Genomic DNA, 12,398 nt, shown 5'->3' with positions numbered 1-12,398 from the left:
TTACATGACCGTGCGTCGCCTGGGGCCGATAGCGTGATCTTTGTGGCCGACGACGAGAGAGCAGCGCTGCTGGCGAGCATTGAATCCGTCACCCTCGCCATCACGGTGCGTTCCATCCCGCGAATGCTTCAACCGCTGCTGGAAACCGACTTGACGCTTCACCAGCTGAAAGCCCTAACAGCGGTACTGACCAGCGAGCAGGGTCTCACGCCGGGGGACCTGGCCGCGATGTTCGGGGTGTCGATGGCATCGATCTCGAAACTGATCGATCGCCTGGTGCAGCATGGTCTCGTGGAGCGCTCGACCGATGTTGCGGACCAGCGTGTGCGGCGGGTGACATCGACCGCACTAGGCCGGGCGGCCGTGCGCCAATTGATCGGTGCGCGACCAGAACTCGGCACCGAGGTCTTGGACGGCCTGACCGATGAGGAGCTTCGAGCGCTGGACAAGGGCCTGAGCGCGATACGGCGCGAGCTGATCCACTCCAGTCGCGCCTAGCGGCGATCAACTCCAGGTCTAGGGGCCGACGGCTTCCGCCGCCGGCCCCTCGCCCTCTCAGGCACCGACGGTGACCGGCCCGTCCGTCGGCGCGCGATCCTTGGGAGCGTCCAACGCGTGCCCCTCTGTGTCGAGGCGGGGGAGGACCTTATCCAACCAGCCCGGCAACCACCACGCGGATTTGCCGAGCAGGCTCAGCGCGGCGGGCATGAGGACTAGGCGGACGATGAACGCGTCCGCCATCACCCCGATCATCAGGCCGAATGCGATGGAAGCCGCGATGGCGAAGGTTCCGGTGGCGAATCCGGCGAAGACGACGGTCATGATGGTCGCCGCCGCGACGAGCACGGGGCCGGAACGAGCGAAGCCCTCCCGGATCGCCTGCTTCGGGACCATCCCCTTGTCATGCATCTCCTTGATCCGCGACACCAGGAAGACCTGGTAGTCCATGGCCAGACCGAATAGCACGCCGACCAGTAGGAGCGGCAGAAGGCTGAGCATGGGATCACCCTGTGGTGCAGCGATCACGCCGTCGAGCCATCCCCACTGAAACACCGCTGTGCTGGCTCCGAACGAGGCGCCGACCGACAACAGGTATCCGAGGGTCGCGATCAGGGGGATCAGTAGCGACCGGAACATCACGACCAGCAGTACCACGGAGATTGCGACGATCACAAAGATGTACTTGATCAGCGCAGACATGAGCGCCGCGTCCTGATCGATTCCGATCGCGGTCTCGCCGGTGACCTCGAGCTTCACACCCGGGATGCTGTTCGCGTCATCGCGTATCTGGTGAACAAGGTCCTTCGTCTGCTGATCGATCGGGCCGGCCCCGGGGATGAGGGTGATCCGTGCCATGGCCCCGTCTTGAGAGATCTGGGCCGGGATGACCTGCTCGACGCCTTCCAGGCCTCCCAGCTCGCTCTGAATGGTCGTTGTCTTCCCCCCGATGCCATTACCTTCGGCTAGCACGATGAGAGGGCTCTGCACGCCGCCGAACTTGTCGACGATCAGGTTGTAGGCGGCGCGTTCGGTAGATTTAGGGTCGGACCCGCCCGGGATGTTGAACGCCGTCTTCATACTGAATAGGGGGAGTGCTACAACGACGAGGATGAGGATGCCGCCGAGAGCGGATATGACGGGCCTCTTCACGACGAAGCTTCCCCAGGCGCGCATGAGACCGCGCTTCTTCGTGTCGCCCTCCGTCCAGATGTGGCCGGCGGCGAGTTCGCGCCGTTGCTTCGTGGAGAGAGCGCGGGTGCCGAGGGTTTGCATAAGCGCCGGCAGCAAGGTCAGGGCAAGGAGTACGGCGACCAGGACGGCGACCGCTGCGACGATTCCCATCTCGGTGATGAAGCTGATGTTCGCCACCACGAGGGCGACGAGGGCGACGATCACGGTGAGCCCTGCGAACACCACGGCCGTGCCGGCGGTGCCGGTTGCGCGGGCGACGGCATCCACCACACTCCTTCCGCCGCGGAGTTCGTTGCGGAAGCGGGAGAGGATGAACAGGGTGTAATCGATGCCAACTGCCAAGCCGAGCATCGACGAGAGGATAATCGCGTTGTCGCCGAGCGGGAAGAATGCCCCGTAGGCGAGGACGCCGACGGTGCTGATGCCGACACCGAAAGCGGCGATCAGGAGGTTGACGCCGGCCGCGAGCAGCGAGCCGAACGTGAGGATGAGCACGAGGAAGGCGATGATGACACCGACGCCTTCTCCGGGTCCAGGCGCCGGTGCGCCGAGAGGGACGAGGTTTCCGCCGAGCTCGAGGCCAAGGCGCGTGGGGGCGTGCTGCTGGAATTTAAGGGCGGCGTCATAGTCGGCCTTTTCGGCGTCTTTGGTGAGGTCGCCATACGAGAGCGTCGAGACCGCGACGGACTTGTCGCCCGAGATGTATGGCCGTGTGGCGTCGAACGGGTCACTGACGGTCTTTACACCAGGCAGATCCTCGGCGTCGGCGAGCACCTGGGAGATTTGGGTGGCGGTTGCCGGCCCGGTGACGTCTCCAGCCTTCGGATGGAACACCAACTGGAGGGCGGTGCCGGTGCTCGCGCCCACCGACGGGAACTCTTTGTTCATTCGGTCGAGCGCTTGCGACGCTGGCGAATCGGGGATCGCGTTGGATGCGGCGGCCGGGTTGGCCGTGTTGCTGCCAACGACCAGGGTGCCGATCGCGCCGATGAACAGCAGTAGCCAGATCCCGATCACCAGCAGCCGGTGTCGCGCGCTGAACCGCCCGACGTGAGTAAGGAAAGTGGACATATGAACTCCTCGAGTAGGAAAAACCTTCGTTACTCGATGGTCCGTACTTAGGGCGTCAGCCAAATCGTCTGGATGGACCGACTCCCCTACCGCGATCGAAGTACAGCCGCGAGCGGCCAGGGGATCGAATACGCATGGCTGCCGCCGGTCGTGACGTCGCCCCTCCCGTCGGGGAGCGTGACAGTGGTCCGCACGCCGGGAGGTGTGGTCACTTCTAGGAGGAACCGACCTTTCTCTACCCGCCACGCGGAGCTCACCGTCCCGTGTCTCGTCGTGAGAGTGGCGGCCGCGCTGGTGAGTGCGCCTCCCGGCATTGGGGCGATGTCGACGTCGGCGTAGCCCGGTGAAGCCGGGCGGATCCCGGCGATGTACTCGTGCAGGAACGTGATGACGGCACCCTTGGAGTAGTGATTGAGGGACTCGTGTGCGACGCCGTCGGCGTCGATTCCGTTCCAGGACTCCCACACCGTGGTGGCCCCGCGGTCCAGCATCGTCATCCAGCTTGGTTCCTCGTGCTGGAACAGAAGTGCGTACGCGAGATCGGAGTAACCGTTGTCGGCCAGCGTGGGCAACAGCAGTCCGGTGGAGAGGAATCCGGTCGAGAGCCTGTTGTCGTTCGCTGTGATGAGTGTTACGAGGTGGGCGGCGGCTGCCTCTTGCAGCTCGTCGGGAACAAGCCCGAATGCGAGTCCCCGGGTGTAGTTTGCCTGGCTGGGGTCGGTGAGCGTGCCGTCGGCGTTGATGAACTCGGTGCACCAAGCGTGAGTCGCGCCAGCTTCAATCGCGCGATATCGCTCGCTTTCGGCGGTGTGGCCGAGCAGCTCGGCGGTGTCGGCGACGATGCGAGCAGAGAGAGCCAGATACGCGGTGGCGATAATGGCCTTGTCCGAGAAGTAGTCGAACTCTACGCCAGGCTCCATCCACTCGCCCCACTGCCATCCGCTGTCCCAGAGGTACGCCTCGTGGGCAGCCGGTTCAGGGCGCGCTTCGTTGCGGCTGGGGTGGCGTCCAGAGGCGGCGAGGCCTGCCGCGTAGTCGACCCATCGGGACATCATCGGATAGAAGCGCTCCAGTAGAACCTTGTTCCCGTATTGCCGGTACAGTTCCCAGGGCACGACGGTCGCTGCGTCGCCCCAGCCGGCCGCGCCGTCGAACGAGATCGGCATCGCGGGGTCGACTACCACCCCGCACAGCGGTGCGACGTTCGGGATGAGGCCGGACTCGGCCTGGTCGTCGGCGAGCGAGTGGAGCCACTTGTCCAGAAACGGTTCGACGTCGTCGAGGAACGCGGCGCTGCGGGCGAAGATCTGGATGTCGCCGGTGTAACCCCATCGCTCCCGTTGCGGGCAGTCGGTGGGAAGGTCGCACGTGTTGGCGTGCCAGGACGAGACGGCGATCCGGTGCAAAGCGTTAAGGGACTCGTCGCTCGACACGAACGTGCCGATGGGCACGAGGTCACTGCGCAATTGCACCGCCGTGATGTCATCGGCTGTGAGGTCTTCGTCGAGGCCATCGACTGCGACGTAGCGGAAGCCGTGCGTTGTGTGCCGCGGTTCAAACACGTCGGTGGAGATGCCGCGGGAGATGACCACATCCCGCTGGCCGACACCGACCATCGCCTTGCCGGGGCCGGGGTAGTAGGCGAGGTTGTCGAGGGTGAGATCCCCGTCCGCGTCGAGGGCCTCACCGTGCGTCAGCTCGATGCGCGTGCTGTCGGGACCGAGTCGCTGCAGTCGGACGCGACCGTTCAGGTTCTGCCCGAAGTCCACTATCTGCCTGCCCGAGCCCAGTCGGCGCACTGATACGGGTTCGTATTCCTCTTTGGCTCGGACCGGTGGGGCAGGGGACCAGCTCAGGCGCCCGCGGTCGGCGGTCAGCGGGTCGGTCGAGGCGACCACCGGTGCCCACTGCTCCTGTCCGATCCGACGCAGGTCGGTGTGCTGCCCGTCCATCAGGTCCGCGGTGACGATGCTGCCGGATGCGACCTCCCAATCAAGGTCCGAGTCCACTCGTTCCGGCCCTGCCTGTCCGTCGAGAGTTAGGGAGGCAATGAGCGCGATCTGGTCACCGAAGTTGTCCGGGATATGGTTGGGCCCGCATTTGCCTCGGAACCATCCGTCGGTCACGACGATGCGGAGCTCGTTGGTTCCCTCGCGGAGCAGTCCGGTGATGTCGTATTGCTGCACCTGGAGCGTCTTGCGGTAGCTCGTTGCGCCCGGTGCGAGCTCGATGTCGCCCACCCGCTTCCCGTTGATGAAGGCCTCATAGATCCCGTGGGCCGTCGCGGTGAGTGCCGCGCGAGGGGGGAGCGCGGTGACCTCGAACGTCCGCCGGAATACATATCCCGGGCGCTCACCCGGCGCGGGAACGGGTCCGGGTGGGGCAATCCAGATCGCGCCGGCCAGCTCCTCTGCTGCCTGATTTCGATCAGGGGTCGCGCCGTTACTCAGGGCGGTCATGATGCGGACGGGGTGGCGGTGGAGCGGCTGAGGAACGACCGGCGGCCTTCCAGGTCGGCGGTAGGTCCGGTGACCTCGAGTACGGCCTGAGAGCGCAGGTCGCTGGAACTGAATCCCGCGCTGAACTCGATCGGTCCTGCCTCCAGAACGAACCGCCCATCGATTCCGCTGTACCCCAGCTGGCTCAGTTTCAGCTCGCAGCGCACCGTCCCCGTTGCCCCGGGTGCGAGTACCTGGCGCGCAAAGCCCACCAGTTGCAGACCCGGCCGGGTGATACCTACAGCAGTGTCGCTGGCGTAGAACTGCACCACCGCCGTGCCCTCGTGCTCGCCGGTGTTCACGACGTCGATGCTCAGTGCGACCGTTCCGCCGTCCGCCGGCGCGTTCGTCCGGTCGAGTCGGAGCTCTCCCAGCTCGAAGGTGGTGTAGCCCAGGCCGTGCCCGAACGGATAGAGCGGCGTCACGTCGTTGAGGTCGATGTAGCCCTGGAATCCGTCCGCGGCAGTGCGACGGTACCCGCTTCCTCGGTGTTGCGAGTAGTACAGGGGAACCTGGCCTGTGGCTCTAGGCATGCTGTGCGGGAGGCGTCCGGTCGGCTCCTGCTGCCCGAACACGATGTCGGCGATCGCCTTCGCCCCGTACGGCCCTCCGTAGTAGGCCACGAGCACCGCGTTGAAGAGGTCGTCGACCTCGGCGATGGCGTGGGGACGGCCCTGGAACACCACCCCCACCAACGGTGTCTCTGTCGCGGCGATCGCGCGGATGAGGTCGATCTGGTCGGCGCTGAGCTCGATGCGTGCGGCGTCAGTTCCCTCACCCTCGGTGATCTTCGTTCCAAACCAGCCGGCTCGGCCTCCGACCGCGAGGATCGCCACGTCGGCCTGCGCGGCGGCACGTACGGCGGCGTCGATGTCGCGGGGTCCGCCGGGGTAGATGCTGACGCCCTCGACGGAGGAGACAGCCGCTGTCGGATCGACGGCACGGATCGCGTCGGCGAGGCCGAGCGCACCGTAGTCATCGCGCGCTGTGCGTTCACCGCTCATACCCGCCATGCGTTCCTGTCGGTAAGCGAGCTCCTCGGGCGACGCCTCCATCAGGCTGTCCACTCCCGCCATACGGGACTCGCCGGTCGCCAGCCCCCTCATCATGTCGACCTGCGCCGGTGCACTGTAGGCCGCGAAATTCACGATGGCCAGTTCGGCATTCGGCCCGACAGCGGCGATCGTGCGCCCGCGTTGCAGTGGCAGGATGCCGTCGTTCTTTAGCAGGGTCACCGATTCGGCGGCGAGGCGTTCCGACAGGTCTGCCCCGTCGCCTGCAAGCAGAGTGATCGACTCGGGGTCCATCGCCACATAAGGGTCGTCAAGGAGGCCGACCAGGATCTTGTCGACGAGGGCCCGGCGCACGGCGTCGTCCAGGACGTTCTCCTCGAGGCGCCCCTCGGTCACGGCCTGAGCGAGGTTCTCGCCGTATGCAGATACTGCAGGCAGCTCGATGTCGAGTCCGGCGGTCAGGGCGAGCAGCCCGGCCTCGGCGGATGAGTCGGCGACTTGCTGCCGGGTGTGGAGGTGTTGGATGGCGTCGTAGTCGGCAACGACGGTGCCCTCGAAGCCCATTCGCCCGCGGAGCAGGTCGGTGAGGAGTGCCCTGTTAGCGGCGACCGGCACCCCGTCGACTGCCGAGTAGGAGTTCATCACGCTGCGCATGCCCGCCAACCGGATTGCGGCCTCGAACGGCGTCGCGTACACGTCGTAGAGCTCTCGCGTCCCGAGGTGCGAGGCGGCCATGTTCTGTCCGGCCTCGGTAAGGGAGTAGCCGAGGAAGTGCTTGCCGGTCGCGATGACGCCGTCCGTCAGGTCTTCCCCCTGCAGGCCACTTACGAATGCCACTGCCATCGCGCTGACGAGGTAGACGTCCTCGCCATACGTCTCATGCACGCGGCCCCACCGGGCATCCCGTGCGACATCGAGCACCGGAGCAAGCGCGTGCCGAATGCCCACCGACGTCATCTGTCGCCGGATGACGTCGGCCATGGCCTGTACGGCGTCAGGATCCCAGGTGGCCGCAAGACCGATCGGGGTCGGGAACGAGGTAAAGCCGGGGATGACGAGACCGTTCAAAGCTTCGGCGTGCACCATCGCGGGGATGCCAAGGCGGGTCTCTTCGACGAGGAAACGCTGGATGGCGTTGGTGAGGCCGGCCGCCTGAACCGGGCCGGGCGCGATGAATCCGAGGTTCGAAATGTGTCCGACGCCGTCGCCCATGATCCGGCGCATGGCGTCCGGATCGAGCCCGGCGGCTCCCAGCATGGTGTGGGGCATCACCGCCGACACCTGCGCCGCCTTCTCCGGGAGCGTCATCCGAGACAGCAGGTCGTTGGCCCGTTCTGTCGGGGTTGCGGGGTGGGGAGAGAGGTCTCGCATGCTGTTCGGCTCCTTTGCGCTTGACACGTCGATGTGCCGTCCGACACTCGCGTTTGAAAATAGTAACGCATTTCGTAATTCGCGCCATAGACTCGTTACATGAGCATGCGCGTGGATTCCCGGACCGCGGAGACGGGCAAAGTCCGAGGCCCCTATGCCAAGACGGCCGAGGTCCGGCAAAACATTCTCGAGGTCTGCATCGAAGCGTTCGGCAGTTCGGGCTTCCACGGCGCCACCATGAAGGACATTGCGCAGCGGGCTGGAATCAGCCAGACCGGTCTGATGCACCATTTCCCGACGAAGGCAGACCTGCTCGTCGGGGTCCTCCAGGAGCGCGCGCACCAGGAGGCGCAGATGCTCGTCGAGTCCGGTCGCGTTCAGCTGATCGCGGCCCAGACAAAAGTGATTGCAGACAACAGTCGTCGCCCTGGAATCATCCAGCTCCACACCATCATCTCGAGCGAGGCGACCGCGGACGATCACCCTGCCCACGACATCTACCGAACGCGCTACGACGACCTCCGGCACAAGCTGACGGCGGAGTTCGCCGAGCTGCAGGAGGCCGGGCGGCTGCGGGTGCAAACCGCGCCCAGCATCCTCGCGGATCTCTACGTCGCAACTCTGGATGGTCTGCAGGTGCAGTGGCTGTACAACCCTGAAGCGGTCGATATGCAGCGCGATTTCAGCGCTTTTTTGGACGCCATCATCCGCGAAAACTGACGGGGCCTCGCCCTTTTGCCAGCGGAAGTAGTGCTGAGATTCGAATTTCGTGCTACTGTCCTCGAAATTAGGTTTTGGGTTCGAGATTCGAACGGGACCGTGATCGAGGAGGATCGCTGATGTCAGAGTCGACCAAGCCCGCCGGCGGGGCGTCACAGCCGGAGCCCGAGGCAGCCGCCATTGCGGCGGAATTGGGGCAAGCACCCGTCTCACCCTTCGCCGAGATCGGAGCGTCGGCCGCCATCGGTTCCGAGTTCGAGGACCGGTCTGAGACTTCGGGACCCGGTAACCGTCCGCGCGTAAGCGCCCGGTACATCTGGTTCGTCGTCCTCGCCTACCTCGGCGGAACGATTGCTCTGATCGCGCCACTCGGCCTTTCGCTGGCGCTACGCGTTCAGGAGCTGGCTCCCCAGAACGTGGAGGTCCTGGGTTACGTCGTCGGCATCGGAACAGCGGTATCGGCGATCGCGAACCCGCTCGTCGGCATGTGGAGCGACCGGACACGCACGCGATTCGGCCGCCGTCGCCCGTTTTCGCTCGGAGGCGCCCTCGTCGGCATCATTGGCCTGGCGATCATGGCGGCCGCACCGAATATTTGGATCCTGGCACTCGGATGGTTGGTCACCCAGGTCGGCTGGGGGAGCGCGAACGGATCGATCCTGCTCTCCCAGGCGGATCGGCTTCCCGAAGAGCAGCGCGGCAAGGTGGCAGGTCTGACGGGCTTCACACAGATGATCGGCTCCGTCATCGGCGTCGGCATCGCCAGCGCCTTCATCGGCAGCAACTTCCTCGTGTTCCTCGTCCCCGGTTTCGTCGGCCTGATCTTCGTCGTGCTCTGGGTCACTCTCGTCAAGGAGCAGGACAGCCGTCGCCTGGCAACCTCTCAGAAGCTCACGATCGGCCGGGCTCTCAGCTCCATGGTGTTCAAGCCTTCAGAGCACAAAGACTTCGCCTGGAACTGGCTGGCCCGGCTTTCCTTCAACTTCGGTGTGACATTCGCCACCACCTTCACGACGCTGTTCTTCGCGTCCCGTCTGGGTGGGGGGAAGGTCTCCGATGTCGGCGGACTGATTGCGATCCTGTCCCTGATCGGCGTGGTCGCCACCGCGGGCGGCGCGCTGCTGGGTGGGATGCTGTCGGATAAGCTCCACCGGCGTCGGCTGTTCGTCCTGCTCTCCGGGATCACCTTCACCGCCGGCGCGATCGTCATGGCGTTCGGTGGCGGGAATGCCGCAATCCTCATTGCTGGATCGGTGCTCACGAGCCTCGGGTTGGGCGTCTTCTCTGCGGTCGACCAGGCCATCGTGCTGGACGTGCTCCCCGCGTCGGATACCGAGGCTGGCCGGTTCGTCGGCATCAACAACTACTCGACGGCGATCGCGCAGGCTGTTGCTCCAGTTATCGCTGCCCCGCTGCTGCTCATCGGAGTGAGCGGCGCCGAGAAGAACTACGGGCTGCTTTTCCTCATCGCCGCGGCCTTCACTCTCATCGGCGGCGTGCTTGTGACATGGAAGGTGCGCGGCACCCGCTGACGCGAACACTTGTTCTCGACCACGAAACACAGAAGGACATCCATGCCTAGCATCCCGACCGGCTTCCTCTGGGGTGCCGCCACGGCGCCGCACCAGGTCGAGGGCAACAACGTTAATTCCGACTTTTGGCGGAACGAAGGCCGCATGCCCGGCTCCGCCTACAGCGGAGATGCGTGCGACAGCTACCACCGCTACCGCGAGGACATGCGGCTCCTCACTGATGCCGGCCTGAACGCCTACCGGTTCGGCGTCGAATGGGCGCGTATCCAACCCCGCCCCGACCTATTCTCTGGAGCCGAACTCGCACACTACCGCCGCATGATCGACACAGCCCTCGAACTCGGCCTGACCCCCGTGGTGACGCTCCATCACTTCACGTCGCCCTCATGGTTCGCCGATGAGGGCGGTTTCACCGGTCCGACCGCCGCCGAGCGATGGGGGTCGTATGTCGAGCGGGTGACGGAGATCCTGGACGGCGTGGAGTGGATCGTGACGTTCAATGAGCCGAACATGCTGTCGCTCATGACCGCGTTTGCCAAGCGGGCGGCGGCGGGCCAGATGGAGGAGTGGCAGAGCCCCACGGTCGAAGGCGAGGCCCCAGCGCAGAAGGGCCTGGTCACGTCGCTGCCCACGCCGGACTCGGAGGTTGGCCACGCACTCGTAGTCTTGCACCGGCAGGCTGTCGATATTCTGCGGTCGCGGACGTCCGCGAAAATCGGATGGACGATCGCAAATCAGGCGTTCACTCCCACCGTTGGCAACGAGGCAAGGTTTGCCGAGGTGACTTACGAGTGGGAGGACCTCTACCTTCACGGCTCACGCGGAGACGACTTCATCGGGGTGCAGTCCTACTCATCGCAACCCGTCGACGATAAAGGCCCCGTGCCGCACCCGCCGCACCTCGACAACACGCTGACCGGAGCTGCCTATCGTCCGGACGCGCTCGGGATCGCTCTGCGGCACGCGTGGGACGTGGCGGGCGGGATCCCGCTCGTCGCGACGGAGAACGGCATCGCGACGGCCGACGACGACCGCCGGATCGAATACACCCGCGGCGCTCTTGAAGCGCTCGAGGCGGCTGTGGCGGATGGGATCGACGTGCGCGGGTATCTGCACTGGAGCCTGCTCGACAACTTCGAGTGGGGCCATTGGGAGCCGACTTTCGGACTAGTCGCCGTCGACCGCGAGACCTTCGTCCGGAGCCCCAAGCCCAGTCTCGCCTGGCTCGGTGAGGTTGCTCGCGGCGGCAACTTTCGCCGCACGGCGTGACGCCACCCACTTCCCGTACCGACAAAAAGGATTCTCCGGATGACCGACCTGACGACCGACACCACGACGGAGTTCCCGTTCCGGGACACCGCGCTCCCGATCGAGGAGAGGATGAGCGACCTCCTCGCTAGGCTCACGCTTGAGGAGAAGGCGGGCCAGTTGACCCAGTACTTCTACCTCGGTGTCGCCATGAACATGCCGGCAGATCTCGACCTTGCCTCGCTTCCCCCCGAGCAGCAGGCGTTCGTGCGGCAACCGTTGATGGTGCAGGAATCCATCCGTAGCGGCCGGTCGGGCGCGGTGCTGTTCGTGAAGGACGCGCAGGTCAGCAACTCCCTCCAGCGGATCGCGGTCGAAGAAAGCCCGCACGGAATCCCCTTGCTGCTCGGTTACGACGTCATCCACGGGATGCGCACGGTCTTTCCGGTGCCGATCGCCCTGGCCGCCACCTGGTCGCCGGAAGCCGCGGAGGCGGTTCAGGCGGTCGCGGCCCGGGAGGCGCGTGCGCTCGGCATCCACTGGACATTCGCACCGATGATCGACATCGCCCGAGACCCGCGCTGGGGCCGAATCGTCGAAGGTTCAGGGGAGGACCCGGTGCTCGGGGCCGCGATCGCGGCGGCTCAGGTGCGCGGCTTCCAGGGCGACCTCGGCGACGACAACGTGCTGGCCGGACCGAAGCACTTCCTCGGCTACGGCGCTTCGCGCGGCGGTCGTGACTACGATGACGCGGAGATCTCCGATTCCGAGTTGTGGAACGTCTATGTCCCTCCGTTCCGCGCCGCAATCGAAGCGGGCGCTGCGAACGTCATGAGCGCCTATATGGATCTCAACGGTGTCCCCGCCTCCGGTAATCGGTGGCTCCTGACTGACGTGCTCCGCAATGAGCTCGGGTTCGACGGCTTCGTGGTGTCTGACGCCAACGCAGTGCGCTCGATGGAGACGCAGCACTTTGCGCAAGACCTCGCGGATGCGGGAGCACGCGCTGTTAACGCGGGGCTCGATGTTGAGATGGCGATGTTTGATCCCTCCTTCGGCCGACTCCCGCAGGCAGTTGCCGACGGCCTTGTATCCGAGGGCGCGATTGATCTGGCGGTTCGTCGGGTCCTTACTGCGAAGTTCCGCCTCGGCCTGTTCGAGCAGCCGTACGTCGATGAGGAGGCAGTGTCCGGCATCTTGACCGCTTCTGCAAGCCGTGACCTCGCGCAAACTGTGGCAGAGCAGTCCATCGT

Annotated in this window: 8 protein-coding genes; 5 read left to right on the top strand and 3 right to left on the bottom strand. The window is 65.3% G+C overall.

All coding sequences use genetic code 11. The features are described from left to right. Positions 1-498: MarR family winged helix-turn-helix transcriptional regulator (locus tag ACPYOG_RS16460; protein WP_481295246.1), on the top strand; the 498-nt coding region annotated here is incomplete at its 5' end. Positions 499-555: 57 nt separating this feature from the next. Here the strand turns inward: ACPYOG_RS16460 and ACPYOG_RS16455 are convergent. The 3 genes from ACPYOG_RS16455 to ACPYOG_RS16445 form a co-directional block, all read right to left on the bottom strand. Then, positions 556-2,763 (bottom strand): MMPL family transporter, encoded by a 2,208-nt coding sequence (locus ACPYOG_RS16455; RefSeq protein ID WP_481295245.1) that lies wholly within the window; start codon positions 2,761-2,763, stop codon positions 556-558. Positions 2,764-2,849: 86 nt separating this feature from the next. Beyond that, entirely contained in the window at positions 2,850-5,222 is a 2,373-nt protein-coding gene (locus tag ACPYOG_RS16450; RefSeq protein WP_481295244.1) for a family 78 glycoside hydrolase catalytic domain, read from the bottom strand. After that, positions 5,219-7,645 carry a beta-glucosidase family protein gene (locus tag ACPYOG_RS16445; protein WP_481295243.1) on the bottom strand — a complete coding sequence of 809 codons (2,427 nt, stop codon included), beginning with the start codon at positions 7,643-7,645 and terminating at the stop codon, positions 5,219-5,221. The genes ACPYOG_RS16450 and ACPYOG_RS16445 overlap by 4 nt, the downstream gene beginning before the upstream one ends. Positions 7,646-7,744: 99 nt before the next feature. Here ACPYOG_RS16445 and ACPYOG_RS16440 point away from each other — a divergent pair, with 99 nt between their 5' ends. From ACPYOG_RS16440 to ACPYOG_RS16425, 4 genes are all read left to right on the top strand, one after another. Continuing rightward, positions 7,745-8,365 carry a TetR/AcrR family transcriptional regulator gene (locus tag ACPYOG_RS16440; protein WP_481295242.1) on the top strand — a complete coding sequence of 207 codons (621 nt, stop codon included), beginning with the start codon at positions 7,745-7,747 and terminating at the stop codon, positions 8,363-8,365. Positions 8,366-8,484: 119 nt separating this feature from the next. Beyond that, a complete protein-coding gene (locus tag ACPYOG_RS16435) occupies positions 8,485-9,897 on the top strand; it encodes an MFS transporter (protein WP_481295241.1) in 1,413 nt (470 codons plus the stop codon). A gap of 42 nt (positions 9,898-9,939) precedes the next feature. After that, a complete protein-coding gene (locus ACPYOG_RS16430; RefSeq protein ID WP_481295247.1) occupies positions 9,940-11,166 on the top strand; it encodes a family 1 glycosylhydrolase in 1,227 nt (408 codons plus the stop codon). A 39-nt stretch (positions 11,167-11,205) separates the two neighbouring features. Then, positions 11,206-12,398 (top strand): glycoside hydrolase family 3 protein (locus ACPYOG_RS16425; RefSeq protein ID WP_481295240.1); only part of this gene is annotated, 1,193 nt, incomplete at its 3' end.

Source organism: Leifsonia sp. HAY1-4F (assembly GCF_056755275.1).
The sequence above is the reverse complement of the archived record's forward strand: the minus strand, read 5'-3'. Positions and strand labels throughout refer to the sequence as shown.